The sequence below is a fragment of the Bradyrhizobium sp. genome (assembly GCF_028868675.1).
Lineage (GTDB): Bacteria > Pseudomonadota > Alphaproteobacteria > Rhizobiales > Xanthobacteraceae > Bradyrhizobium.
Genome location: NZ_JAGWUA010000018.1, coordinates 1 through 26,833, shown reverse-complemented (window position 1 = coordinate 26,833; position 26,833 = coordinate 1). Strand labels below are relative to the sequence as shown.

Annotated in this window: 22 protein-coding genes and 1 pseudogene; 11 read left to right on the top strand and 12 right to left on the bottom strand. The window is 65.5% G+C overall.

What is annotated here, in order from left to right; translation table 11 throughout:
- Positions 1-77 precede the first annotated feature (77 nt).
- The gene (locus KGM94_RS04545) at positions 78-2,198 is read right to left on the bottom strand and encodes a molybdopterin oxidoreductase family protein (RefSeq protein ID WP_300255390.1); all 2,121 of its coding nucleotides are present in this window, start codon (positions 2,196-2,198) and stop codon (positions 78-80) included.
- 268 nt (positions 2,199-2,466) lie between these two features.
- Between KGM94_RS04545 and KGM94_RS04540 the strand changes: the two genes are divergently transcribed.
- The 5 genes from KGM94_RS04540 (at position 2,467) to KGM94_RS04520 (ending at position 7,654) form a co-directional block, all read left to right on the top strand.
- Entirely contained in the window at positions 2,467-3,444 is a 978-nt protein-coding gene (locus KGM94_RS04540) for a tripartite tricarboxylate transporter substrate binding protein (RefSeq protein WP_300255388.1), read from the top strand.
- Between the two features lie 14 nt (positions 3,445-3,458).
- The gene (locus tag KGM94_RS04535; protein ID WP_300255386.1) at positions 3,459-3,929 is read left to right on the top strand and encodes a (2Fe-2S)-binding protein; all 471 of its coding nucleotides are present in this window, start codon (positions 3,459-3,461) and stop codon (positions 3,927-3,929) included.
- Positions 3,926-6,058 carry a molybdopterin cofactor-binding domain-containing protein gene (locus KGM94_RS04530; RefSeq protein ID WP_300255384.1) on the top strand — a complete coding sequence of 711 codons (2,133 nt, stop codon included), beginning with the start codon at positions 3,926-3,928 and terminating at the stop codon, positions 6,056-6,058. Before KGM94_RS04535 ends, KGM94_RS04530 begins: the two co-directional genes overlap by 4 nt.
- Complete coding sequence (locus KGM94_RS04525) at positions 6,052-6,750, top strand: substrate-binding domain-containing protein (protein WP_366526210.1); 699 nt, start codon at positions 6,052-6,054, stop codon at positions 6,748-6,750. The genes KGM94_RS04530 and KGM94_RS04525 overlap by 7 nt, the downstream gene beginning before the upstream one ends.
- Positions 6,751-6,877: 127 nt before the next feature.
- Positions 6,878-7,654: a cyclase family protein gene (locus KGM94_RS04520; protein WP_300255380.1), complete on the top strand. Its 777-nt coding sequence runs from the start codon at positions 6,878-6,880 to the stop codon at positions 7,652-7,654.
- A gap of 14 nt (positions 7,655-7,668) precedes the next feature.
- Here the strand turns inward: KGM94_RS04520 and KGM94_RS04515 are convergent, their stop codons facing one another.
- Complete coding sequence (locus KGM94_RS04515) at positions 7,669-8,400, bottom strand: Crp/Fnr family transcriptional regulator (protein WP_300255378.1); 732 nt, start codon at positions 8,398-8,400, stop codon at positions 7,669-7,671.
- A 415-nt stretch (positions 8,401-8,815) separates the two neighbouring features.
- Positions 8,816-9,526 (bottom strand): helix-turn-helix domain-containing protein, encoded by a 711-nt coding sequence (locus KGM94_RS04510; protein WP_300255376.1) that lies wholly within the window; start codon positions 9,524-9,526, stop codon positions 8,816-8,818.
- Between the two features lie 152 nt (positions 9,527-9,678).
- Between KGM94_RS04510 and KGM94_RS04505 the strand changes: the two genes are divergently transcribed.
- A complete protein-coding gene (locus KGM94_RS04505) occupies positions 9,679-9,996 on the top strand; it encodes a cytochrome c (protein WP_300255374.1) in 318 nt (105 codons plus the stop codon).
- A 10-nt stretch (positions 9,997-10,006) separates the two neighbouring features.
- On the opposite strand, the pseudogene KGM94_RS04500 reads toward KGM94_RS04505, so the two are convergent.
- From KGM94_RS04500 to KGM94_RS04485, 4 genes and pseudogenes are all read right to left on the bottom strand, one after another.
- Positions 10,007-11,107 (bottom strand): annotated as a pseudogene (locus tag KGM94_RS04500) (MlaD family protein); the annotation flags it as partial.
- Between the two features lie 3 nt (positions 11,108-11,110).
- Entirely contained in the window at positions 11,111-11,890 is a 780-nt protein-coding gene (locus KGM94_RS04495) for an ABC transporter ATP-binding protein (RefSeq protein WP_300255370.1), read from the bottom strand.
- 2 nt (positions 11,891-11,892) lie between these two features.
- Complete coding sequence (locus tag KGM94_RS04490; RefSeq protein ID WP_300255368.1) at positions 11,893-13,032, bottom strand: ABC transporter permease; 1,140 nt, start codon at positions 13,030-13,032, stop codon at positions 11,893-11,895.
- Positions 13,033-13,238: 206 nt separating this feature from the next.
- Positions 13,239-15,932: a bifunctional acetate--CoA ligase family protein/GNAT family N-acetyltransferase gene (locus KGM94_RS04485; protein WP_300255366.1), complete on the bottom strand. Its 2,694-nt coding sequence runs from the start codon at positions 15,930-15,932 to the stop codon at positions 13,239-13,241.
- A 361-nt stretch (positions 15,933-16,293) separates the two neighbouring features.
- On the opposite strand from KGM94_RS04485, the gene KGM94_RS04480 reads away from it, so the two are divergent.
- From KGM94_RS04480 to KGM94_RS04470, 3 genes are read left to right on the top strand one after another with little or no spacing between them, the layout of a single operon-like run.
- Positions 16,294-17,277: a zinc-dependent alcohol dehydrogenase family protein gene (locus KGM94_RS04480; protein ID WP_300255364.1), complete on the top strand. Its 984-nt coding sequence runs from the start codon at positions 16,294-16,296 to the stop codon at positions 17,275-17,277.
- A gap of 12 nt (positions 17,278-17,289) precedes the next feature.
- Entirely contained in the window at positions 17,290-18,834 is a 1,545-nt protein-coding gene (locus KGM94_RS04475; protein ID WP_300255362.1) for a bifunctional aminoglycoside phosphotransferase/ATP-binding protein, read from the top strand.
- A 24-nt stretch (positions 18,835-18,858) separates the two neighbouring features.
- Positions 18,859-19,797, top strand: a complete 939-nt coding sequence (locus KGM94_RS04470) for a CHAD domain-containing protein (RefSeq protein WP_300255360.1) — start codon at positions 18,859-18,861, stop codon at positions 19,795-19,797.
- Positions 19,798-19,809: 12 nt separating this feature from the next.
- Here KGM94_RS04470 and KGM94_RS04465 read toward each other — a convergent pair whose 3' ends face one another.
- Positions 19,810-21,666 (bottom strand): alpha/beta fold hydrolase, encoded by a 1,857-nt coding sequence (locus KGM94_RS04465; protein ID WP_300255420.1) that lies wholly within the window; start codon positions 21,664-21,666, stop codon positions 19,810-19,812.
- Between the two features lie 54 nt (positions 21,667-21,720).
- A complete protein-coding gene (locus tag KGM94_RS04460) occupies positions 21,721-22,077 on the bottom strand; it encodes a hypothetical protein (RefSeq protein WP_300255359.1) in 357 nt (118 codons plus the stop codon).
- 179 nt (positions 22,078-22,256) lie between these two features.
- Here KGM94_RS04460 and KGM94_RS04455 point away from each other — a divergent pair, with 179 nt between their 5' ends.
- Positions 22,257-22,985: a CBS domain-containing protein gene (locus KGM94_RS04455; protein ID WP_300255357.1), complete on the top strand. Its 729-nt coding sequence runs from the start codon at positions 22,257-22,259 to the stop codon at positions 22,983-22,985.
- 68 nt (positions 22,986-23,053) lie between these two features.
- On the opposite strand, the gene KGM94_RS04450 is transcribed toward KGM94_RS04455, so the two are convergent.
- The 3 genes from KGM94_RS04450 to KGM94_RS04440 all read right to left on the bottom strand — a co-directional run bounded on the left by KGM94_RS04450 (position 23,054) and on the right by KGM94_RS04440 (position 25,862).
- Positions 23,054-23,509, bottom strand: coding sequence for a RidA family protein (locus tag KGM94_RS04450; protein ID WP_300255355.1), 456 nt, complete (start codon positions 23,507-23,509; stop codon positions 23,054-23,056).
- A gap of 22 nt (positions 23,510-23,531) precedes the next feature.
- Positions 23,532-25,223 (bottom strand): AMP-binding protein, encoded by a 1,692-nt coding sequence (locus KGM94_RS04445; protein WP_300255353.1) that lies wholly within the window; start codon positions 25,221-25,223, stop codon positions 23,532-23,534.
- A gap of 147 nt (positions 25,224-25,370) precedes the next feature.
- Positions 25,371-25,862 (bottom strand): MarR family transcriptional regulator, encoded by a 492-nt coding sequence (locus KGM94_RS04440; protein ID WP_300255351.1) that lies wholly within the window; start codon positions 25,860-25,862, stop codon positions 25,371-25,373.
- A 282-nt stretch (positions 25,863-26,144) separates the two neighbouring features.
- On the opposite strand from KGM94_RS04440, the gene KGM94_RS04435 reads away from it, so the two are divergent.
- A partial coding sequence (locus tag KGM94_RS04435; protein ID WP_300255349.1) for a penicillin-binding protein activator occupies positions 26,145-26,833 on the top strand: 689 nt, incomplete at its 3' end.

Below are 26,833 nucleotides of genomic sequence, written 5' to 3'. Positions count from 1 at the left end.
ATTTGCGGCAGGTCGCGCCGCGAGCGCAAGCGCAATCTGCGGCGTAGCGCCTCGGCGCAAGTTCGCCTGCGGGCCTGTCAGGCGCCCGCGGCCTTCCGCACCCAGACCCTGTTGTCGTGGAACGCCGCGCCGCCGATCGGCGCGATGGTATCCGCGCCCGTCAGCATGTTGATGCCGCGGCCGCCGATGTGATCCTTGTTCGGATGGACGGACTCCGCGATCAGCACGCCGCGCCGCACGCCCTCGAACAGCATCGCGATCAGCGTCGTCTCGCCGCGCTCGTTGCCGAGCGTCACCGCATCGCCATCGCCGATCCCGAGAGAAGCCGCGTCGAGCGGATGGATCATCACGCTCGCTTTGCCCTCACGCGCCTGCGAGGACGGCGTCTCGTTGAAGGTGGTGTTGAGGAAGCTGCGCGACGGGCTGGTCGCCAGCCGGAACGGATGCGCGTGGTCGGCCGCTTCGATCACCGCCCAGTGGTCCGGCAGCGACGGCATCTTGTCGAAATCGCCCATCATCAGGCCGAACGGCGGATGCGCCCAGTCAGCCTTGAAATGATATTTCCCGTCGGCGTGCGCAAAGCCGTCGAGATAATGCGAGGTGCGGAAATCCGGCTGAAGGTCGCGCCAGAGATCGGCTTCCAGCGCCGCGATATCGCCGTGGCCGCTGAGCTTCAGCGTCGCGTCGATCAGTTCGCGCGGCGACATCTCGAAGCCCTGATGCCTGGCCCCGACGCGCCTGGCGAGCCCCTGCAGCACTTCGTGGTTGGAACGGCACTCGCCGGGCGGCTCGATCAGCTTGGCGCCGACGGAGATGTGCTGGTGGCCGCCGCCGTAATAGAGGTCGTCGTGCTCCATGAACATGGTCGCCGGCAGCACGATGTCGGCCATCTGCGCCGTCTCGGTCATGAACTGCTCATGCACCGCGACGAACAGGTCCTCGCGCGCAAAGCCCCGGCGCACCAGCGCCTGCTCCGGCGCCACCGTCATCGGGTTGGTGTTCTGGATCAGCATCGCCTTGACCGGCCCCTTGCCGCGCAGGGCGTCGGCATCGCCGGTCAGGATGCGGCCGATCTTGGACTGGTCGAGCACGCGGACGTTGCGGTCGATCGCGTCGTGGCCCTCGATGATGGATTCGTTGAAGTGCCACAGCGCATAATTGTTGAAGAAGGCGCCGCCGCCTTCATACTGCCAGGCGCCGGTCACCGCGGGAATGCAGGACGCCGCATGCATCTGCGCTGCGCCGTTGCGGCTGCGGGTGAAGCCGTAGCCGTAGCGGAAGAACGTCCGCCTGGTCTCGCCCACCGCCTTGGCGAAGGCCTCGATCTCCGCCACCGGCACGCCGCAGATGGCGGACGCCCATTCCGGCGTGCGCGATTTCAGATGCGCCTCGAGTTCGGCCGGGCAGTCCGTGTATTTGTCCATGTAGGCGCGATCGGCATAGCCGTCGCGAAACAGCACGTGCATGACGCCGCAGGCAAAGGCGCCGTCGGTACCGGGCCGCAGGATGATCCTGATGTCCGCCTGCTTCATGGTCTCGTTGTCGTAGACGTCGACCGCCGCGATCCTGGCGCCGCGCTCCTTGCGGGCGCGCGCGGCGTGCGTCATCACGTTGACCTGGGTGTTGACGGGATTGGTGCCCCAGATCACGACGAGGTCGGAGACCCCCATTTCGCGCGGATCGACGCCCGCGATCCTGCCGGTGCCGATGGCGAAGCCGACGCGCGCGACGTTGGCGCAGATCGTCGAATAGAAGCGCGAATATTTCTTCACATGGGTGAGCCGGTTGAGGCCGTCGCGCATCACGACCCCCATGGTGCCGGCGTAGTAATAGGGCCAGACCGACTCCGCGCCGAACGCGCGTTCGGCCGCATTGAAGCGGTGCCCGATCTCGTCCAGCGCCTCGTCCCAGGAGATGCGCGCATACTGGCCTGACCCCTTCGGCCCGGTGCGGCGCAGGGGATGGATCACCCTCTCCGGATGATGGATGCGCTCGGCGTAGCGCGCGACCTTGGCGCAGACCACGCCGGCGGTGTAGGTCTGCAGCTTGGAACCGCGGACCCGGCCGATCGTCCGTCCGTCGAGCACCTCGACATCGAGGGCGCAGGCCGACGGGCAATCGTGCGGGCAGGTGGAGTGGCGGACCGCGACCTTGGCCTGCTGGATCTCGGTTTGCTGGATCTTGGCGTGCTGGTTCATGAGCAATTGGTAGCAGCAAAATGCCGGCCAGCCGAGCGCATTTTCCCGGCGATGCCCATGCAATCCGCTCAAGCCACCCGCTGCCCCGTTGCCGTCGCGGCCGGACAAATGCTGCACGGCCGCACCAAAGGGCGGACAATATTCCGGCGCGGCCCGACTTTGTAAGGCGTCGACAGTCGGCTCGACCTGCCGCTACAGTGCCGGCCAACAAGAACGAGACTTGGGGGAACGAGACTTGGGGGAACGAGACTTGGGGAGAGAGGCGGGCATGATGAGCCCCAGATTCGTGCTGGCGCTGGCCGCCGGCCTGTTCATGACGTTTTCCGCCCTGCCGCGCTGCATCGCACAGGACTATCCGAGCCATACGGTGCGGATCGTCGTGCCGTTCGGCCCTGGCGGCCCGGCCGATGTTGCGGCGCGGCTGATCGGCAACATCCTCCAGGAGAGCTTTGGCCAGCCCTTCGTGGTCGAGAACCGCACCGGCGCTGGCGGCGTGATCGGCACGCAGGAGGTCGCGAAGTCGCCGGCCGACGGCTACACGCTGCTGATGATGTCCAACACGCAGACGGCCAACGAGTCGCTCTTGAAACCGGACCAGCGCAAATACGATTTGATGCGCGACCTCGCGCCGATCGCGCCGGTGAACTCGTCCGATCTGGTGATCGTGGTGCACCCGTCGGTGCCGGCCAAGACCCTGCAGGAGTTCATCGCCCTCGCCAAATCGCAGCCCGGCAAGCTGAACTATGCATCCTCCGGCCAGGGCACGCCCTACCACATGGCGGGCGAACTGTTCAAAGCGATGGCCGGCATCGACGTGGTGCACGTGCCCTATCGCAACAGCGGCGAGGCGCGTAGCGGCGTGATCGGCGCCCAGGTGCAGATGATGATCGACGCCGTGCCGGCGATGGCGCCCAATGTCGGCGAGAAACAGGTGCGCGCACTCGCAACCACCGGCAAGCAGCGTTCCGGGGTGCTGCCCGACGTGCCGACGGCAGGCGAAGCCGGGGTGCCCGGCTATGAGGCGACGATCTGGCTCGGCCTGATGGCGCCGGCCGGCACGCCGAAGCCGATCATCGACAAGCTCAACGCCGCCGTGAACGGCGTCGTGAAGCGGCCCGACATCGTCAAGCTCTGGAACGAACAGGGCGCGCTGCCGATGGCGATGACGGCGGAGGAGTTCGACAGGTTCCTGCGCGGCGACATCGTGAAATGGGCCGACGTCGTCAAGAAGTTCGACAAGTCCTGAGGCTGCCCGCGCCGATGACGACCATTCGATTTCGCCTCAACGGCGCCGAGACCGCGCTCGACGCCGATCCCGACCGGACGCTGCTCGACTTCCTGCGCGGCGGGCTTGCCCTGCACGGCAGCCATTTCGGCTGCGGCGCCGGTGAATGCGGTGCCTGCCACGTGATGGTGGGCGATCGCGCGGTGACCTCCTGCGACATGCCGCTGTGGTCGGTGGCTGGCAAGGACGTCACGACCGTCGAAGGCCTCGGCGGCCCCGAGCATCCGCATCCGCTGCAGCGCGCCTTCATCGCCGAGCAGGCGATGCAATGCGGCTATTGCGTGCCCGGTATCCTGATCAGCGCGGCGGCGCTGTTGAAGCGCAATCCGGCGCCGACGGAGAACGAGGTGAGAGAGGCGCTCGACCGCAACCTGTGCCGCTGCGGATCGCACAACCGCATGGTGCGGGCGGTGCTGCGCGCCGCAGCCGAGATGGCCGCCTCATGAACACCGCCTCCCCTGCTCCAAAATTGCCGGTCAGCCTCGCGGCCAATCCGCGATTGTCATCCTGGGTGCGGATCGACAGCGACGGCCACGTCGCGATCTCGCCCGGCAAGGTCGAAATCGGCCAGGGCATCGTCACCGCGCTGGCGCAGATCGCCGCCGACGAGCTCGACGTCGACATCGGCCGGATCGCGATGATCCGCGCGTCGACCGCGGCGAGCCCGAACGAAGGCGTCACCTCGGGCAGCCTCTCGATCCAGCAATCCGGCCGCGCGCTGCGCCAGGCCTGTGCGGAGGTGCGCCAGCTCTTCCTCACCGCAGCCGCGGAGCGGCTTGGCGTCGAGGCGTCCGCGCTCGATATCGCCGACGGCACGATTTTCGGGCCCGGCAACGTCAGGACCAGCTATTGGGAGCTCGCCGGCGAGGTCTCGCTGGATCGCGACGCGACCGCGGGCATAACGGCGAAGGCAATCGGCGCGCGCGGCGTCGCCGGGCATTCCATCGAACGCATCGACATTCCCGACAAGGTGTTCGCGCGGCCGCGCTTCATTCATGACGTGCCGCTGGCCGGCATGCTGCATGGCCGTGTGCTGCGGCCCGAGATTTCGCGCGCAAAGCTTATCTCGCTGGAAGAGGCGGGAGCGCGCCGCGTCGATGGGCTCATCGCGATCGTCCGCGACGGCAGCTTTTCCGGCGTGGTCTGCGACACCGAGCACAGCGCCGAGGCCGCGCTCAACGCGCTGCGCAAGGGGGCGGCATGGTCGGATGGCGAGCCGTTGCCGGATGAAGACGATCTCGCGACATTCCTGAAGGGGCAGCCGACCGAAGCCACGGTCATCGACACCAGGACTTCAGCCGCGGCGAGACCGGCCGCGCGCACGCTGCGCCGGCAATACACCCGCCCCTATATCGCGCATGCCTCGATCGCGCCATCCTGCGCCATGGCCCGATGGGATGGCGACCGCCTTCATGTCTGGACCCACAGCCAGGGCGTCTACCTGCTGCGCGCCGATCTCGCGATCGTGCTGAAGCTGCCGGCCGAGAGCATCACGGTTGAGCACATGGAAGGCGCCGGCTGCTATGGCCATAACGCCGCCGACGACGTCGCGCTGGACGCCGTGCTGCTGGCGAAGGCCGCCGGCGGGCGGCCGGTGCGGGTGCAATGGTCGCGGCATGACGAGATGACACACGCGCCATTCGGCGCCGCCATGGCGATCGAGGTCGAGGCCGACCTCGACGCCGGCAACGAGATCGTCGGCTGGCGCCATTCGATCTGGAGCAACGGGCACGCTGCACGCCCGGGACGCGCGGCGCAGCCGGCTTTGCTGGCGGCGACCGAACTCGCGACGCCCTTCCCGCGCATGATCTCCTCCAACCCGCCGGCGGCCAACGGCGGCGGCGGCGACCGAAACTCGGTTCCGCTTTACGACCTGCCGGCCTGGACCATCACGAGCCATCGGCTCCTGACCATGCCGGTGCGCACCTCGGCGCTACGGACGCTGGGCGGACAGGGCAACGTCTTCGCGATCGAATCCATGCTCGACGAAATCGCCGCCGAACGCGGCGAGGACCCGATCCAGTTCCGTATGCGCCACCTCTCCGACGAGCGCGCCAAGAACGCGATCTCCGCGGCCGCCACACGCGCGGGATGGAAGCCGCGGAGGACGGCCGGCATCGGCCACGGCATCGGCTTCGCGCGCTACAAGAACACCGGCGCCTATTGCGCCGCCATCGCGGAGGTCGAGGGCGCGGACGACATCCGCGTGAGGCGGCTGACGCTTGCGATCGATGTCGGCGAAGCCGTCAATCCGGACGGCGTCGTCAACCAGATCGAGGGCGGCGCGATCCAGGCGACGAGCTGGGTGCTGAAGGAGCGCGTCCGCTTCGATCGCACGCGCATCACCAGCGCGTCGTGGACGGACTATCCGATCCTCACCTTCAGGGAAGCGCCGACGGTGGAGGTCGAGGTCATCCAACGGCCGGAGATCGACCCGGTCGGCGCCGGAGAGGCCGCCCACGGCCCGGTGACGGCGGCAATCGCCAACGCCGTGTTCGATTGCCTGGGCGTGCGCGTCCGCGACCTGCCGATCACGCGCGAGCGGCTGATTGCGGCGATGGAGCTTGCATCGTGACACTGAACATTTTGAGCGGCGGCGCGGCGCAAGGCCTCGTCGCCGGAGTTGCGGAGGCTTTCCGGGTGCAGACCGGCCTCGGCATCGACGGCGAGTTCGGCGCCGTCGGCCTGATGGCGGACAGGCTGCGCGCAGGGACGCCGGCCGATCTCGTGATCCTGACGCGCGCGCTGGTGACGCGGCTCGCCGAGGAAGGGCTCGTGGTCCCCTCATCGATCGCGGATATCGGCCTGGTCGAGACCGCGCTCGCGGTCCGCAGCCGTGATCCCAGAGTGACGGTGACGAGCGAAGCGGAGCTTCGTGAGGCGCTGCGCGCCGCCGACGCCATCTTCGTGCCCGACACCAAGGCGTCGACCGCCGGAATTCACGTTGCGAAGGTGCTGGAGCAACTCGGCATCGCGGACGAAGTCGCCGCACGCCTGAAAATCCTCCCGAACGGGGCGACCGCGATGCGGCAGCTTGCGGCATCCGACGCCAGGCGGCCGATCGGCTGCACGCAGACGACCGAGATCATCGCAACCGACGGCATCGCGCTGTCGGGATCGCTGCCGCCGGGCTGCGATCTCGCCACGATGTATACCGCCGGCGTCGCGACGCACGCAGCAAACCCCGCGCAAGCGCGTACGCTCGTCAACCTGCTGACCGGAGCGGAGCAGAGGGAGCTCCGCCTGCGCGCGGGCTTTGCGGCGTGAGCCCGGCCCCGCGTCATACCGGTCGGGCTGATGCTGGTCACGGCTGCCGCGGCTCGTCCTGCGATGAGGCTTGCGCCGGCATGACGCCCCCCTCAAGATGTCGGGAAGGAACATCCGGAGAGTACCCATGCCGCGGAGGCTGATCGACATTTCCGTGCCGTTGCAGAACGACGTGCCGGCCGATCCGCCGGGCAACCTCCCGACGATCCAGTACATCGATCACCGCCAGGGCCTGCCGCGGATGCTGCAGTTCTTCGACGGACTCCGGGCCGAAGACCTGCCGGACGGGCAAGGCTGGGCGGTCGAGCAGGTCTCGCTGTCGACCCACAACGGCACGCATCTCGATGCGCCCTGGCATTTCCATCCCACCATGAATCGCGGCGAGCGGTCATGGACGATCGACGAGGTGCCGCTGGAATGGTGCCTGCAGCCGGGCGTGAAGCTCGACTTCCGCCACCTGCCGGATGGCTACGTGGCGACCGCGGAGGACGTCGAGCGGGAGCTCGTGCGCATCGGACATACCCTGTCGCCGCTCGAGATCGTGGTGGTGAACACCGGCGCCGGCGCAAAATTCGGCCGGCCCGACTACGTCAATTCCGGCTGCGGCATGGGCTACGAGGCGACGATGTATCTGCTCGAGCGCGGCGTGCGGTTGACCGGCACCGACGGCTGGAGCTGGGACGCGCCGTTCGTCCACACCGCGAAGAAATACGCCGAGACGCACGACGCCAAGCTGATCTGGGAAGGCCACAAGGCCGGCCGCCATATCGGCTATTGCCATCTCGAGAAACTGCACAATCTCGAACAGCTGCCGTCGACGGGATTTGTCGTCTCGTGCTTTCCGGTGAAGATCGAGTGCGCCTCGGCGGGCTGGACCCGCGCGGTCGCCATCATCGACGGCTAACGCCTTGGCGCAGCCTATCCGAGGTCGCCGACGCCGCTTTCGGTGAGCTCGCGCAGCGCGTCGTTGTCGAGGACCACGATCGCACCGTGCTCGAGGCGCACCCAGCTCCGCGCGGCCCAGGCACGGAGCTGCTTGTTGATACTCTCGCGGGTCATTCCGACCATCTCGCTGATTTCCTGCTGGGTGATGGCGAGGGTTCCGCTTCCCGAGCCGAGCTTGCGCTCCTCGGTCAGCCCGAGCAACGCGCTGGCGAGCCGGCCCGGAAGGTTCTGCAGGATCACCTGCTCGACCTGCTGACTGGTCCAGCGCAGGCGCGCGCACAGCAGCTCGATGAACTTCATCGCCAGCGCCGGCTGGCTGCGCACGAACGGCAGGAAGTCCCGGCGATCGATGATGTAGAGCTCGCAATTGGTGTTGGCGGTCGCGTCCGCCGAGCGCGGTGCGCCGTCGAGGACGGCGATCTCGCCAAAGATCTCGCCGGGACCGATCAAATTGAGGATCGCGTTGCGGCCATCGGGTGACGAAGAGGAAATCTTCACCGTGCCCGATATCACGGCAAACAGGCTCGTGCCGGGTTCGCCCTTGGCCGCGATCGTCGCGCCGCGCTTCACGGTGGTGTGCTTGGCGTAGCGGCAGAGCTGATCGAGCGCCTCCGGCGCCAGATCAGCGAAGATCGGGTGCTTGCGCAGGACCGAGAGCTTGCTGCCCAATGGCTGCCGGGTATCGCCGGTCTTGTCCTGAGGCATGCCGCGGGGCTCCTGAGGCTACGAGGCACTTTAGTTCCTCCGTAGTCAACGTTGCCCGGCTTTTCAACCGGAAACCGCCTGCGTGGTGCGTGCAGTCGCTGCAAAAAACCGCGGCCCGCAACCGAAGTCTGCAGCCGCAGGATGCGCCAAAGCATTCCGCGTGATGCAGGGTTGCGATGACCTTTCCTAAAATGATCGCGGACGCGTCAGCGTTTGGGCAGCGAACTGGTCTGACGGTCGGCCCACGCCAATACCGCCGCGAACGCGACGAACACGGCCACAACTGCGATGGTCACCAGCAACGCATCGGTCGGCATCATGCCCTCCCTCGACGTTTTGGGCACTATTTTGCAGACACCGGCCAACGTCTTTGATCGGGATCAAAAATGACGAGAAGGTTGCGCGCGAGACGGCCTCAGGCGGCGGCCAGGGCCTCGGCGCGCGCCGCATCCAGTAGGCTGATACCGCCATGGATGATCTCGATGACGCCGTCGCGCTCCAGCTTGGTGAAGGTACGGCTCACGGTCTCGATGGTGAGGCCGAGATAATCGGCGATGTCCTGGCGACTCATCGGCAACGGCACGATGTTGGAGGGCCCGTTGAGGGGCGTCAGGCGATCGCGCCAGCCCAGGAGGAAGGTTGCGACCTTTTCCTCCGCCGACCGGCGCCCGAGCAGGACCATATGGTCGCGCGCCTGGCTCAATTCGCGCACCGCCAGCTCATTGATGCGGCGCAAAAGATGCGGCCTCTCCTCGATGAAGCGGCCGAACGGCGCCTTGGAGAACTGGCACACGGTTACTGGCCCGATCGCATCGGCCGAGAAATTGTGGCGGCCGGAGACGTTCATGCCCAGGAAGTCGCCCGGCAGGGCAAAACCGACGATCTGCCGCCGTCCGTCCGGCAGCAGCTTGTAGAGCCGCATCACCCCGTCGAGGACGTTGAAGAAGGAGGTCGTGAAGTCCTCCTCGGAGAACACGCTCTCGCAGGCGGCAAAATGGACGCGGCGCCCCAGATGCTCGAACTCGCGCAATTCGGCGTCATCGAGCGATGCGCAGACGCTGAATTCGCGTATCGAGCAATCCTTGCAAAGTCCGTTCGGCTCAATCGTGACCACGGAAGCCTTCATCCACCGCTCCACGCGTCGGCTTCCCCTGCTCCAGGCCGGATTCGCCACGCTCCTGCATTTTACTGCATTATGACAAAGGCAGTTGACGCAGATCAAATTCGGAGCACATCGGCCCCCTATTCTTCCCAACAAGCTCGACGAGGTCGCCCTTCATGCTGCAATTCGCCCTTCGCCAGACCCTGATCGCCCTGCTCCTGGTCGCCCCGGCGCTGGCCGCCTCCAAGCCCGAGCAGCGCGGCAAGGCCTTTGCCCGGGCCAATTGCGCGCGCTGCCACGCCATCGACCGGACCTCCGCAAGCCCGAACCCACTCTCCCCGCCATTCCGAACCCTGCACAAGCGCTACCCGATCGAAACGCTGGGCGAGGCCCTCGCCGAAGGTATCTACACCGGCCACGCCGAAATGCCCAGCTTCGAGCTCAGTCCGAACCAGATCCACGACCTCCTGTCTTACCTGAAGACCCTGGAATAGCCGGCGGCTTGACCGACTGCACGGTCCAGCCGATCAGTTCCCTGGCGATGCGGCCAAAGGCAGCGTTGAAGGCCTCGACCGCAGCCGCCGGCTCGATCTTGTCGAGCTTCTCACTGGCTTCCACAAGGCGCGACGCGGCCACCTTGCCGTTCTTGTCGACGATCCTCGCCGACAGCCCGATTTCGGCAACCGGACTTCCTTCCGCCGCGATACGGAAACGCCTGACGTCGATCAGGAGCTGATAGTCCGCCTGGCCGATATCGGTGCTGCGCAGCGGGGCATGGGCAATGTCGTAGTTCTCGAAACTGTCGATCAGCCGCGCCTGCAGCAGCTTCGGAATGCTGTCGGCCCAGAGGAATTCGGCAAAGCCGGGATAATCCTTGACCGGCGAGAACAGCATGCGCTGCGTCTGCAGCATCGCGACCGCGGTCGGTTCGGGAATCGCCAACGGTTCGGCCAGGGTCTTGCCGGCGGGGCCGAGGTCCTGCGGCGCGCGAAGGTCGTAGGTGATCTTCGGGGCGGAAGGCCCGCCGCCGGTCATCTTCTCCAGCCCGGCGACGATGCTGTCGAGCTTGCCGGTATTGCGCGCGAGCCCTTCGGAGAACGTCCTGAAATTGGCGATGGTGTCCTTCAGGGGACCCGAGTTCTCCTCGAGCACCGAATCGACCCGCCGCAACGCGTCCCGCGCCGCCTGGGTCATGCTCTGGCCGGCGCCGGGATCGGCGATCAGGGTCGGCATCTGGCCGGACTTGGCCGTCGCGGTCCCGCCCTCGAGCGCCACCACGGGCACGCCGGTCAGGCCCTGGAATTCGAGGCCGACCTTGGTGTCGGCCCGCACCGGCGTCGTGGAGGCAACCGAGATCGTCGCGTTGACGAAGCGCGGGTTGTCCTGCGCCAGTGCAAGCTCGGCCACCTCGCCGACCCGTATGCCGTTGAACAGTACGCCGGCGCCGACCAGGAGTCCGGGCACGGGGCCCTGGAACTGAACGCGATAGCTCGTCCGCGGGCCGATGCCGCCGGTGTTGTTGAGCCAGTAGATGAAACCGAAGACGGCAAGAATGGCCGCGAGAACGAAGGCGCCGATCAGGACATAGGGAGCGCGGGTTTCCATCTCTCATCTCATCTGGGGTTGCAGCATCTGGGACCGCTTGCCGTGGAAATAGGCCCGCACCCAGGGATGCTCGGATTGAAGCAGCTGGCGCATCGGCCCGATCGCGACGATCTGGCCGTCCGCGAGCGCGGCGACGCGGTCGCAGACGGTCGTGAGGCTCGCAAGGTCGTGAGTGACCATGAACACGGTGAGCCCCAGCGTCCTCTGCAACGTCTTGATCAGCGCGTCGAAATCGCCGGCGGCGATCGGATCGAGACCGGAGGTCGGCTCGTCCAGGAACAGGATCGGCGGATCGAGCGCGAGCGCGCGAGCCAGCGCCACGCGCTTGGTCATGCCGCCGGACAATTCGGCCGGATATTTGTCGCCGTCCTGCGGCCGCAAACCGACCATCTCGAGCTTGGCGGTCGCGATCTCGTCCATCAGTTCCTGCGACAGCACGAGATTTTCGCGCAGCGGAAACTGGATGTTCTGGCGCACCGTCAGCGATGAGAACAGCGCGCCCTGCTGGAACAGGATGCCCCATTTCGTCGCGGCGCTCTGGGTGCTGCGATCAAGCGTGTCGCCGATCGGCTTGCCCATCACCTCGATGTCGCCGCTTCGCCGCGGGATCAGGCCGATGATCGTGCGCATCAGCACCGATTTGCCGCCGCCGGATGCGCCGACCAGCCCCAGAATCTCCCCCTTTCGGACATCGAGCGACAGGTGATCGATCACGATCTGGCGGCCGAAACCGACCACGAGATCGCGGACGCGGATCGCGTACTCCTGAGGGGCCTCCGCCATCGCTACATTCCGATCGAGGCAAAGAAGACCGCAAACAGGCCGTCGAGCACGATGACGAGGAAGATCGACTTCACCACCGACGTGGTCGTCTGCTTGCCGAGCGACTCGGCGCTGCCCTTGACCCGCAGGCCTTCGCTGCACGCCACGATCCCGATCACCAGCGCCATGAACGGCGCCTTGAGAATGCCGACCTTGAAATGGGTCACCGTAACGGCCTCGTGCAGCCGCGCGATGTAGATCGCCGGCCCCATGTCGCCGTAGAACTGCGCGACCAGGCCGCCGCCATAGAGCGCGGCGATCGACCCGATGAAGGTCAGGATCGGCAGCGCGATGACGAGCGCCGCCACACGCGGCAGGATCAGCACGTCGACCGGATCGAGCCCCATCGTCGACAGCGCATCGATCTCCTCGCGCATCTTCATCGAGCCGAGCTCCGCAGTGTAGGCGCTTCCCGACCGCCCCGCCACCATGATGGCGACGATCAGCACGCCGAGCTCCCTCAGCACCAGAATGCCGACCATGTCGACCGTGTAGGACTCGGCGCCGAACCTGCGGAAATGGAAGAATCCCTGCTGGGCGATGATCGCGCCGATCAGGAAGGTGATCAACATGATGATCGGGATCGCCTGCCAGCCGATACGATAGAGCTGATAGACCAGCGACGTCAGCCGCAGCGATCTCGGATGCCGCAGCACACCCACCAGCGCCATGAACAGGGCGCCCAGCATCTGCAGGAAGACCGCGACGTCCTCGCGCGCGCCGACGGTCCCCTTGCCAAGCTCGCCCAGGCGCAGCGCGACCGGATTGAGCGGGGCCGCCGGCGGCGGGTTGTCGCGATTGACCTGGCGGACTTCCTCCATCAGGCCCGCATAGTTCTCGGCAACGCCGACGATTTGGGCCGGGGCCGCGTCGGCCGAAGCGACACGCCGGGAGAGCTTCTCCAGCAGCCAGGCACCGAGCGTGTCGAGTTCGCTCACGCCGGCCATGTCAAGTCGCACGGTCTTCGACCGGTCGAGGTCGGCCTTGACGGATCGGGAGAGCGCTTCCAGCTTCGACACATTGGCCGCGATCCACGAGCCGGCCGGCCGCAATTCGAGCACGTCGCCGGACGGCATGGCCGCCAACAGGGGTTCGGAATTCAAGGGCTTATCCTCTTGGGCACGATCCGGGCTCAAACTATCATGAGTTTCCAGGCGGGGGCACCGCCCTCGGATTGACCTGTCTCAAGCCCGGAGGGCCGCCGCCCTTCCAACGCAAATCAATCGCAAGGTTTCCGCCGCGTAAAGGAGCGTCTTTCGCGAAGTCGACACGACACGACCGCGACGGGGATTTCCGCTCGACGCCCGCCTCAGAGCTTGAGCCGCACGTTGCAGATGTCCGGCTCGACCGGATCTGGGTTCACCTGGAAGCCGAGCTGCCGGCACATGTCCAGCATCACGGTGTTCTCCTGCAGCACGTCGCCTGATATGGCCTTGAGGCCTTCGGAGCGGGCATATTCGATGATCAACTGCATCAAGGCCCAACCCAGGCCCCTGCCCTTGAGATCGGACCGCAGCAGGATCGCGTACTCGCCGGTCTCGTAGATCGAGTCCGAATGGATGCGAACCACGCCGACCATTTCGCCGGTCTGTTCGTCGAATGCGATGAACGCCATCGCGCGCGCATAGTCGAGCTGGGTCAGGCGCGCGATGAATTCGTGGGTAAACTCCTTCATCGGCGCAAAGAAGCGCAGGCGAAGGTCGTGCACGGTGACGTGTTTCAGGAACTCGTGGATGGACGGCTCGTCCTCGGGTCGCATCGGCCGTGCGAACACGCGCCAGCCTTCCTTGACCTGAAGGTGACGTTCCCACTGGCTCGGATAGGCGCGAACAGCGAAATTCGCAGGCCCGGTGCCGGCAAATTTTCGCTGCGGCGGCCCGACGGCGACGCGGGCATCGACGGCCGTCACCCCGGCCTCGTCCGCAAGCAGCGGATTGATGTCGAATTCGCGAATCTCGGGGATGTCGGCCGCCATCTGCGCCAGCTTGACCAGCACCAGAGCGACGGCATCCTGCTTGACCGCGGGGACGTCACGATAGGCGCGCAGCAGCCGCGAGACACGGGTCCGGTCGATCAGGTCGTGGGCGAGCTGCAGGTCCAACGGCGGCAGCGCCAACGCCTTGTCGTTGATGATCTCCACCGCGGTGCCCCCGCGTCCGAACACCACGACGGTGCCGAAGGTCGGGTCGTCGGCGAGGCCCAGAATAAGCTCGCGCGCCTTCGCCTTCACGACCATGGCCTGCACGATGATCCCGGAAATCCGCGCCTCCGGCCGCAGCTTCCTCGCCCGGGCGAGGATGTCGGCTGCGGCGGCCCGCACGGCCTCGGGCGTGGTCAGGTTGAGAACCACGCCGCCGACGTCCGACTTGTGCACGATGTCGCGCGACATGATCTTGAGCACGACCGTGGCACCCTGCGCGAATATCTCCCTGGCGCAGCTCACGGCCTGCTCGATATCGGTGGCCGCATAGGTCGGCACCATCGCAATGTCGTAGGCCTCGAGCAGTCGCTTGATCTCGATCGGTTCAAGCCATTTGCGGCCGTCGGCAATTGCCGCGGCGACGATCCGCCTGGCGAGTTCGACGTCCGGCACGAAGCTGTCGGGCATCGCCGGAGGGACCTGCGCGAGCTCGACCACGACCTCGCGGTGGCGCACCAGGTGCATGAAGCCGCGCACGGCATCGTCCTCGGTCGGGTAGTTCGGGATGCCGGCGCTGCTGAGCGTCTCGATGATCTCCTGATCCGCCCCGACCCAGGCCGCGAGCACCGGCTTGGCCCAGCTGCGATGCTGCTCGCGATATTTCTTGAGCAGTCCGGTCACCGTGGTTGCGATTTCGGCCGCGGATGCGATCGCGGTCTGGACGTTGAGGACGAGCACCGCATCGTTGCCGGGATCGGCCAGCAGCACTTCCAGCGCCGCCGCATAGCGTGCGGCGTCCGCATCCCCGATGATGTCGACGGGATTTGCCCCCGACCAGGTCGGCGGCAGGACCGCATCGAGCTTCTGCCGCGTCTCCGCGGTCATGGGCGCGGGAATTCCGCCGAGCTCCACCAGGCGATCGACCGCCAGGACACCGATTCCTCCACCGTTGGTGAGAATGGCGAGCCGCTTTCCGGTCGGCGATTCGACGCGGCCGAGCGTCTCGGCGCAGTCGAACAGCTCGCGCAAATCGGACACGCGCAGAACGCCGGCTCGGCGAAACGCCGCGTCGTAGACGGCGTCGGAACCGGCGAGCGCGCCGGTGTGGGTCGCGGCAGCCTTGGCGCCCTGCGCCATGCGGCCCGACTTCACGACGACCACGGGCTTCACCCTGGCCGCCGCGCGCGCCGCCGACATGAACTTGCGCGCGTCCTTGATCGCCTCGACATAAAGCAGGATCGCGCGCGTCTTGCTGTCGAGCGCGAAGTAGTCGAGCAGATCGGCGATATCGACGTCGAGCTGGTCGCCGATCGATACGATGCCGGAAAAGCCGACGCCGCGTTGCGCCGCCCAGTCCACCATGCCGGCGGCGATCGCGCCCGATTGCGAAATCAGCGCCAGGCTCCCAGCCCCCGGCATGTGCGCAGCGAAGCTGGCGTTCAGGCTCACGCCCGGCATCATGATCCCGAGGCAGTTGGGACCGATCAGCCGCATGCCGTATTTGCGGGCTGCCGAGAGTGCAGCCTCCTGCAGCGATCCCGGGCCATGGCCCAACCCCGCCGTGACGATCAGGGCGCCGGCCGATCCGCGGCGTCCCGCCTGGTCGATGATGTCAGGAACTTCCTGCGCCGGCGCGGTGATCACGACGAGTTCAGGCACGAATGGCAGTTGGTCGAGCCCGCTCACCGCGGGAACGCCGCCGATCTCGGGATAACGCGGATTCACCAGGCCAAACTGGCCCTTGAATCCGGCGTTGTTGACGTTGTCCAGCACGGCGCGTCCGACGGATACACGGCGCGGGCTTGCTCCGACGAGCGCGACGGAACGAGGCGACAGCAAGTTCTTCAGGCGATAGGTCGACATGAGATTCAATTGTCCGCGCGGGCGCTCGACCCGATGGTTGAAACACCGGTCCGGATATATGGCAAGAGCGGCCGGTGCGCCATCATGGCCCGGCACAGTGGCCGGTCGATGACCGTCTCGGCAGCGTTCCCCGGACGGTCCCGTTCGAGCGAAGCTCGCACTTGCATGAGGATGGCAATGCTCTCCGTTCTCTGCGGATTCTCCTGATTCTGCACAATAGGGTTCCGGCCGTGCTCGCCATTGATTCTCGTCAAGATCGCAGCACGCGCGCCGGCGGGATCGATCTCGACAGGTGTTGATGGAGGTCAATGGCTAGCCGTGCTGCCATACTATGGGATATCCTGGCGCTCCGGAGAGATTGATGCGTGCAATGGTGTTGTCGGCCCCGCGAGCGCGGCTTCGCCTGGAGGAGCGGCCGGATCCGCTTCCTGCCGAAGGCCAGATACGGGTGAAGGTGAGTGCCTGTGGCGTATGCCGGACCGATCTTCATGTGCTCGATGCCGAGCTGCCCGATATCCGCTATCCGATCATCCCGGGCCATGAGATCGTGGGCCGTGTCGACCTCGTCGGCCCCAATGTCACGACACACAAGCCCGGCGATCGCGTCGGCGTTCCCTGGCTGGGCTACACCTGCGGAACCTGCCGCTTCTGCCGCGACGGCATGGAAAATCTTTGCGACCGTCCGCTGTTCACCGGCTATACGCGCGACGGCGGCTATGCGACCCACACCATTGCTGACGCGCGCTATGCGTTCCCGCTGGGTGAGGCCGGCGACGACGTCGCCATCGCGCCGTTGCTCTGCGCCGGCCTGATCGGCTGGCGCTCGCTGGTGCTGGCGAGAAATGCCGAGCGGCTCGGCATCTACGGCTTCGGCGCCGCCGGCCACATCATCGCGCAGGTCGCGGTGTGGCAGGGGCGATCGGTCTATGCCTTCACCCGGCGCAGCGATGCCGCCGCCCAACAACTCGCGCTCAAGCTCGGCGCCGTCTGGGCCGGCGCTTCGGATGAGATACCCGACACGCCGCTCGATGCCGCGATCATCTACGCGCCCGCCGGCGAGCTCGTGCCGGCCACCTTGCGCGCGGTCCGCAAGGGTGGTCGCGTGATCTGCGCCGGCATTCACATGAGCGACATCCCGAGTTTCCCCTACGAACTCCTTTGGCAGGAGAGGCAGCTCGTCTCGGTCGCCAACCTCACGCGCCAGGACGGACTGGCGTTCCTGAAGATTGCGCCGCAGGCCGGTGTCCGCACCGAGACGACGGCATTCCCGCTTGACGAGGCGAACGACGTTCTGGCCATGCTGAGAGCCGGGAAAATCCTGGGAGCGGCCGTGCTCAGGCCCTAGGCAAATCCGCACATGCCGACTTCGACGGAAGACGATTCAGACAGAGCCGTTCAGGAGGAGGTGTTTGCGTTCCTGACCGATCCCGCCCGCCAGCCATCCACGGCGCGGATCGATACACATGCGGCGTCGGTCTTCCTTCAAGGCAACCGCGCGCTGAAGATCAAGCGCGCCGTGCGCTTTCCCTTCCTCGACTATTCGACGCTGGAAAAGCGCAAGGCGGCCTGCGAGGAAGAAATCAAGGTCAACCGGCCGATGGCGCCGCAGATCTATCGCCGCGTGGTGGCGATCGCGAGGAAGCCGGACGGCACGCTGGGTGTCGGCGAAGAGGGCACGCCGATCGAATTCGCGGTCGAAATGTCCCGTTTCGATGAGAACCAGACGCTGGATCATCTGGCAAAGGCCGGCCCTTTCGATGCGGAGCTGGCGGCCGGAATCGCCGATGCGATCTCCGCCAGCCACGCCTCCGCGACGCATGCCGACGGAATCCGCTGGGTCGACGCCGTTCCCGCTCTCATCGACGGGAATACCGCCGGCTTGCTGAACGGCGGCTATCTTCTCGCAACCGACGTCGAGGAGCTTGCGCGGGCATCGCACCAGATGCTAGCGCGGATCCGATCCGTGCTGAAGCCGCGTGACAGGCAAGGCTTCGTGCGGCGCTGCCATGGCGACCTGCACCTGGGAAACATCGTCCTGATCGACCGGAAGCCGGTCCTGTTTGACGCGATCGAGTTCGATCCGAAGATCGCATCGGTCGACGTCCTCTACGACCTCGCCTTCACGCTCATGGACTTGCTGCACTACGGGCAACACACGGCGGCAAACATCGTCTTCAACCGGTATCTCTCCACGACGGCGACCGAGAATCTCGACGCGCTCGGCGCGCTGCCGCTCTTCATGTCGATCCGGGCTGCGATCCGCGCCCAGGTGCTGCTTGCCAGGCTGAACCGGAAGCCTCCGGATCGAGCCGCAATTCTTGACGAGGCGCAGAGCTATTTTGGGCTTGCCAAGGCGCTGATCGACCCGCCCGCTCCGCGCCTGATCGCGATCGGGGGGCTGTCGGGTACGGGCAAGTCGCTGCTGGCCCGCATGCTTGCTCCAACCGTGGCGCCGCCGCCCGGAGCCGTCGTGCTGCGCAGCGACATCGTTCGCAAGCAGCTATTTGGCGTCGAGGAGACCGCGCGGCTTCCGGCATCCGCCTATCGGCCCGACGTAACCGATCGCGTCTATCTGACACTGGAGCAGCGCGCGCGGCAGGTTCTGGCGCAGGGGCACTCGGCCATCGTCGATGCCGTGTTTGCCCGGGAACAGGAGCGTAGCCGGCTCTCCGAGTTGGCCCGGGATTGCCGCGTGCCCATGACCGGCTTCTTCCTGGTCGCGGACCTTGCGACGCGCCAGAGGCGAATTGGCCGCAGGCGCGCAGACGCATCGGACGCAACCGAAGAGGTTGCCGCGCTTCAGGAGCGCTATAATATCGGCACCGTCGGCTGGGCAATCATCGACGCATCAGGAACGCCCGAGCAGACCCTGGATGCCGCCAGGCTGGCGGCTGGCGTCTAGGTTCGTCTGATCGAATGGACCAAGATGGCGCGATCGAGCACACCAGGAAGGGCCGTTGCCCGCGCCAAGCCGGCGTCCTCCCGCATCGCCTCCCCCGCCCGATTGAGTCCCGGAATGGCCTGCGACACGGCATTCCGGATCATCGCCCGTCGTCACCTCGATGCGGTCATCGGGCAACACGAGGCGACGTGCGGCGGAGATGCCGACGCGTTGCACCAGATCCGGATTGCGCTGACGCATCTTCGCGCCGTAATCCGGTTCTTCTCTCCGATGGTCGATGATGCCGAGCGGCCGGTCGTCTGGGCCGGGCTGAAATGGTTGAACGGCCAGCTCGGCACGGTGCGCGATCTCGACGTGGCGATTGAACGGATGGAAGCGGCCAGCGAGGGTGTCCCTTCCGCAGCGGCCGAACTCGAGACATGGCACCGAAAACGTGCGCAGAGCCATCGCCTGTTGTCGCGCGCGCTGCAATCGGCCCGATATCGGCGATCGATCGAGCTGACCTCGAACTGGATTGAAAGCGGCCCGTGGTCGACCCGGCGAAGCAAGCAGGCGATCAGGCTGCGCGCCTCGACGCTCGCAGAGCACGCGGTACAACGGCTCGGACGATGGGAAAAGACGCTGCTGAAGAAGTCGCGCAAACTCGAGGAGATGAGCGCCGAGAAGCGGCACGGGTTGCGACTCCTGAACAAGCGATTGACCTATACGATCGAATCCCTCGAAGACCTGTTCTCGGACAAATCCCTTGTCGGGCAGATGGCGGCGCTCAAGCTGCTGCGCAAGGCACAACGCTGCCTCGGGCAGCTCAATGACGATGCGAGAGGCCGGGCCCTGGCGGGCTCGCTGCACGGCGACGAGAAGGCGAGCTTTCACTTCCTCGGCCGCAAGCGCGAGAAGCAACTATTGCGCAGCGCTGCGGCGGCTTACAGGAAACTGGACGAAGCCAAGCTGTTTCGCGCCTGAATCATCCAGACGCTAGGTATGGACATATTCACCGGGCGCATCAGGCATGCGATCGACGTTCTCGAGTCCCATCCGCGGCGGATCGCAAGGCTCGCCCGAGCGGGCCACGAGCCATTTGGTCCATTCCGGCCACCACGATCCCTCGAAGTGCGGCGCCTGCGCCTTCCATTCGTCACGGCCGATATAGGGAGCGTCCGCGGCCTTGGTCATCACCTGGTAGGTGTGGCCGGGCTGACCGGGCGGTGCCACGACGCCGGCGTTGTGGCCGCCGCTGGTCAACAGGAACGTCACGTCCGCATCCACCTGGTAGTGGATCTTGTAGACGGATCGCCACGGCGCGACATGGTCGTTGAGCGTACCGACGACGAACATCGGCGCATGAATGTCCGATAGTGAAACGTTGCGCCCCTCGACGTGGTAGCGCCCCTCCGCCAGATCGTTGTTGAGGAAGAGCTGGCGCAGATATTCCGAATGCATCCGATATGGCAGGCGCGTGGCGTCCGCGTTCCAGGCCATGAGGTCGCTGGACGGAACGCGCTCGCCCATCAGGTAATCGTGCGACAGCCGCGACCAGATCAGATCGTTGGAGCGCAGCAATTGGAACGCGCCGGCCATCTGCGTGGTGTCGAGATAGCCGCGTTCGTGCATGATGTCTTCGAGGAAGGTGACCTGACTTTCGTTGATGAAGAGCGTCAATTCGCCCGCTTCGGTGAAATCCGTCTGCGCGGCGAGCAATGTGATCGACATCAGCCGGTTGTCGCCGTCCCGCGCCATGGCGGCGGCTGCGATCGACAGCAGCGTGCCGCCCAGGCAATAGCCCAACGCATGGACTTTCCGGCGCGGCACGATGCAGCCGATCGTGTCCAGCGCGGCCTTGACGCCCAGCCTGCGATAGTCGTCAAAGGCGACGTTGCGGTCGCCTTCGTCCGGATTGCGCCAGGATATCGCAAATACTGTGAAGCCTTCGCCGGTCAGGTATTTCACCAGCGAATTTCGCGGCGACAGATCGAGAATGTAGTACTTCATGATCCAGGCCGGGACGATCAGGATCGGCTCGGGGCGCACCTTGTCGGTGGTCGGGCGGTACTGGATCAGCTCCATCAGCTGGTTGCGGTACACCACCTTGCCGGACGAGGCCGCTACCGTCTTGCCGACGACGAAGCGTTCGTCGCCCGAAGACTTGCCGCCGGACAGCGCCTGCTTCAGGTCATCGCACCAGTTCTGCCAGCCGAATACGAAGTTCTCGCCGCCGCTCTGAAAGGCCTTTTGCAGCACTTCCGGATTGGTCGCAGCGAAATTCGACGGCGCCAGCATGTCCAGCACCTGGCGCACCGAGAATTCCACGATTGCTTCGTTCTCGGGAGCGACGCCGCGTACGCCCGTCGTGGCCTTGCGCCACCATTGTTCGCCGAGCAGAAACGACTGCGCAAGGAGATTGAACGGAAAGTTCTCCCACTCCGGCTTGGCAAAGCGGCGGTCGTGGGCCTGGGGCTTGATCACCGACCAAGGCTTCCGATCCGGCGACACGGCGTGCGCCGCGGCTTGAAAAAGCTTACCGGCATCCCGAACCGCATCCTGGGCTATCTCCATCCGGCGTTGCGGCGCGGCCGCGAGATGCGACGCCCAGTCGAGATAGGCGAGCGACAGCGCCACCGGCGCGATTCCACCGGTCATCCGTGCGATCATCGCATGCAGGGCGCGGTCGGCCGGATAGGGCTCCGACGGCGGCGGGGCCGGGGCGGCGGGCACTTCAGACCGTCCTGCGGCCGGTAGCACGGGCGCATCGACGGTCGCGGGCGACTTGACCGGAGAATCCGGGGTTATCGGACCCTCCGTCCGTGGGGCAACTGAGGTCTGCACGGCGCTCATGGTTGCCAGTATGGGATTTCCGGATTTCAGGCCCATGAAAATCGCAATTTCCGATCAGCCCGGCCGATTAACCAGGCTGAAAGCCGCTTCGAGCATCCGCGCGCCGTGCTTGAAGAGCCGGTCACAGTCGCGACGGACGAAATCGAGCTGATGCTGACTGCACTCCCGGTACATCGTTCCCCAATCCCGAACCGAGTGGGAGCCTGCCAGTTTTGAGAGAAATTCCGCGAACAGATGCGCCTCGGTCTGGGTTCGATCCGCCAGTTCATTGGCGGCGAACACCATTTCCTCGAGCACCAGCCTTTGCGCGCCCGAAACGAAATCCAGCCCGCGCCGGTTGGCATCCGCCAGCTGGGTGGCCGGATCGAGTGCCGAGGGTGCGGACTCGTACAGTTTGGCTAGTTCGCTCACCGTGACCTCCTCGCTGTCAGTTCCAAACTACAATATGGCCAGCGGTTCCGATAACATTGAGGTGTATCAAGCTCCCGCCGCTTGACCTGCGTCAATTCGAGCCGCGACACTTGGACTAGTTTTTTTGAACGAGGCTTTCGTCCCGCCGAAATTCGGCCCAAAAACTGCGGAGTTGCTGCATGCGCGCCCACCAGATCATGACCCGATCGGTCATCTCGGTCACCCCCGACACCACCATCGTCGAGGCAGCGAACATCATGCTGCAACGCCATGTCAGCGGTCTCACGGTGGTGGACGAGACCGGTAAGCTGGTCGGCGTCGTCTCCGAGGGGGATTTCATCCGGCGCAGCGAAATCGGCACCCAACGCAAGCGCGGGCGCTGGCTCAGGTTCATCCTGGGTCCCGGCAAATCGGCCAGCGATTTCGTCCACGAGCACGGCCGCAAGGTTTCCGAGGTGATGACCGCACAGCCGCTGACCATTAGTGAGGACACCGCGCTCGCGGAGATCGCCGATCTCATGGAGCGGAACAACGTCAAGCGCCTGCCGGTGGTGCGCGGCGACAAGGTCGTGGGCATCGTGTCGCGCGCCAACCTGCTGCAGGCGGTGGCAAGTCTCGCCCGACAGGTGCCGGACCCGACCGCAAACGACGATAACATCCGCAATCGCATCATCGATGCCCTGGAGAAGAACGATTGGTGCCCGTTCGGCCTGAACGTCATCGTTCGCGACGGCATCGTCCATCTGAGCGGCGTCATCACCGAAGAACGCGCGCGCCAGGCCGCCGTGGTCGCGACCGAGAACGTCGACGGCGTGAAGAAGGTGCACGACCATCTCTGCTGGGTCGACACCATGTCCGGCGTCTATCTCAACTCGCCGGAAGACGAGAATCTCGCCAAGGCGGGCTGATCGCGAGCCTTCCGTCCGGCCCGGCATCGCGACGATCGTCGGATCGTCGTGGTCGAGCGCAACACTTTTCAGCGCGGTATCACCGCCGTCGCCTCGATTTCGACGCGCGCGGCCTTCTCGACCAGGCGAACGACCTGAACCAGCGCCATTGCGGGATAGTGCGCGCCAAAGATATTCCGGTAGATCTGGCCGAGTTCCTTCAGGTTGGCCAAATATTCGTCGATATCCACGACATACCAGGTGAGCCGGACCAGGTGCTCGGGGCGCGCGCCGCCCTCGGCCAGAATCGCGGCAATGTTCCTCAAGGCCTGACGCGCCTGCGCGACGAAGCCGTCTGCCAGACGCTCCTCGGAGTCCCAGCCGATCACCCCGCCGGTGACGACGATGCGGCCATCCGCAGCCACGCCGTTCGCGTAGCCTCTTGGAATTGGCCATCCCGACGGTTGCAGTATCTGCACGGCAGGAGATCCGGCGTCGTTCGCTGTCGGCAGCACTGCAAGCTGCGGAGCTTTCGGCGTCGTCACGGACAATTCCCTCATTCCTTTCCTATTCCGCAGCCAGGCCTGACGATTTCGCCGCCGCCTGCGCCATCTGCCGCAGGGCAAAGCGCTTCAGCTTGCCGGTCTCGGTCTTCGGCAACTGGGTCACGAACTCGATTGCACGCGGATATTTGTAAGGCGCGATCTCGCGCTTGACGTGCTCCTGCAACTCGGCCGCGAGCTGCGCATCGGGCACCACCCCTGCCGATGGCAGAACATACGCCTTCACGATCATGCCGCGCGCCTCGTCCGGCGCACCGACCACACCGCATTCGGCGACGGCCGGATGGGTGAGCAGCGCGGCCTCGACGTCGGGGCCAGCGATGTTGTAGCCGGCGGAAACGATCATGTCGTCGGAACGAGACTGGTACCAGAAGTAACCGTCGCCATCCATCACATAGGTGTCGCCGGTGATGTTCCAGCCGCGGTGCACGTATTTGCGCTGTCGCTCGTCGGCGAGGTAGCGGCAACCGGTCGGCCCGCGGACCGCCAGGCGCCCCATCGTGCCCGGCGGCACGTCGTTGCCGGCATCATCGACGATCTTGGCCTCATAGCCTGGCACCGGTTTTCCGGTCGCGCCCGGACGGATTTCGTCTTCAGTCGCGCTGATGAAGATATGGAGCAACTCGGTCGAACCGATGCCGTCCATCAACCTGATGCCCGTCGCCTTCAACCAGGCATCAAAGGTAGGCTTGGGCAGGGTCTCGCCCGCGGAAACGCATTTGCGCAACGAAGAGATGTCGTAGTTGGCGATCTTGCCGAGCATGGCGCGATAGGCGGTCGGTGCTGTGAAGCAGACCGTGGCCTTGTACTGCTCGATTGCAGCGAGCAGTTCGTCCGGCGCAGTCTTTTCCAGGACCACGAATGATGCGCCGATATGCATCGGGAACAGCACGCCGCCGAAGCCGAACGTAAAGGCCAGCGGCGGCGAGCCTATGAAGCGATCACGCTGCTCGGCGCGCAGGACGTTGCGCGCATAGGCGTCGCACACGGCCAGCATGTCTCGATGGAAATGCATGGTGCCCTTCGGATCGCCCGTCGTTCCCGACGTGAAGGCAATCAGACAGGTGTCGTCGGACGCGGTATCCACGGCCGTGAATTCGGAGCTTGCATCCGCGATCAGCGCCTCCAGCGCATCGGCTGCGCCGGTGCCCCAATAGACGACGCGCATCGGTCGCGGTGCCGCGGCTTTCGCCTTCTCCATCTCGTCGGACAGCTTGCCGTCGCACAGCGCCAGCGCAATGTCCGCCTTCTGGATCGGATAAGCGAGCTCCTTGGCGCGCAGCAGCGGCATGGTCGCGACCACGATGCCGCCGGCCTTGATCACCGCGAGATAGGTCGCAACCATCATGGGATTGTTGGCCGAGCGCAGCAGCACGCGTCCGCCCGCGACCAGGCCAAGCTTGCCGACCAGCACGCTCGCAATTTGGTTCACGAGTTGCTGCAGTTCGCGATAGCTGTAACCGGCCGCAGGACTGATCACGCAAGGCGCGTCGCCGTGGTCCTGCTCGACCCAGCGATCGAGGAAATAGCTGACGCAGTTGAGGCGCGCCGGATATTGCAGCTCCGGTCGCGTGAAGATGAACTCCGGCCAGAGCTCCCGCGGCGGCAAATGTTGCTCGGCGAAGGTGTCGACATGAGCCGACCGGCCGCTGCTGTCAAACGAGCCCGGACTATGAGCCTTGGCGGCGTTGGCCATCGCACGCTCCTTTTTCGGCCTGGAGAGCACCCGGCAGCACTATGTGAAATCATTTTAGGCTTAAAATAATTGGACGCAATAGTGGATTTTGAGCGTCCCCGGCATTTTCTCGGAGCAGGCAGGCATGCCGGCCGACCACCGGCGGTCTCAGGCCCTGCGGCGACCGGCCGACTTCTGCGCGGAGGCCTTGGTTTTCGCCAGCAGCCGCATCAATTCGCGCACGTCCTTCGGCGTCAGATCGGCAAAGACGTCGGCGATCCAGTTCTCATGCTCCGCCGCCATCCTGCGGAACTCGGCGCGGCCAAGCTTGGTCAGCCGGATGACCTGGACGCGACGATCGGCGTCGGACGTGCGGCGATCGAGGTGGCCGGACTCTACGAGTCGCTCGACGAGACCCGTCACGTTGCCGTTCGACACCATCATGCGCTTGGAGACGTCCGACAGGGTCATCCCGTCGGGCGCCTTGTCGAGTTGCGCCATCAGGTCGAAGCGGGGCAGCGTGACGTCGAACCGCTCCCGCAGCCGGCTGCGAACCTCGCCTTCGATCAGGGTCGTGCAGGTCAGCAGACGCAGCCACAACCGAAGCTCCTCGGCGTGGTCTTCCGGAAGTTCAACAGCCTTGGTCTCGGAATCGAGCATCTTGGTACGGTCATTTCAGTCACGACACGGGGCGCCGGCACGCTTCGCCATCGTTTTGAGCTTCAAATAATTTCGTGCCGCCTGCAAGCCAAAACCCGATGGGGACGCCGGACCTCCCCCGAATTTCTTTAGGCTTCAAGCAATTGGCGCGCGGCTTGCATGATCATGGATATTGACGCATCGCGCGACGCAACATCTTTCGGCTCTGCTTGCCGCGGATGCCGCGATCAGAATAAGCTCGTCTCGCAGAGATTGCGACGCAGCCGCAAGCGGGGAGTGATCATGAAGAGGCAGCTTACACTGGGCGGCCTGGCCCTCCTCCTCTGCGCAGGGGTGCAACCCGCACTTGCGCAGGACAAGATCAGGCTCGGCGTGATCGTAACCCTGTCCGGACCCGCCGCCGCGCTCGGCCAGCAGGTGCGCGATGGTTTTGCGCTCGCGGTGAAGGATCTCGGCAGCAAGATGGGAGGCCGCGACGCCGAGGTGATCGTCGTCGACGACGAATTGAAGCCGGACGCGGCGGTGATCAAGATCAAGGGTCTGCTCGAGCGCGACAAGGTCGATTTCGTCGTCGGGCCGATCTTCTCCAACATCCTGCAGGCGATTCACAGGCCGGTCGTTGACTCCAAGGTGTTTCTGGTCAGTCCGAACGCCGGCCCGTCGAGCTTTGTCGGCAAGGAATGCAGCCCATTCTTCTACGTGACGTCCTATCAGAACGACCAGGTCCACGAGATCCTCGGCAAGGTCGCGCAGGATCGCGGTTACAAGCGGGTCTATCTGATGGTGCCGAATTATCAGGCCGGCAGGGACTCGGTGGCCGGTTTCAAGCTGGACTACAAGGGTGAGGTCGTCGAGGAATCCTACATTCCGCTCGGCACGCTGGATTTCCAGCCGGAACTCTCCAAGATCGCGGCGCTGAAGCCCGACGCATTGTTCACGTTCATGCCGGGCGGCATGGGCGTCAATCTCGT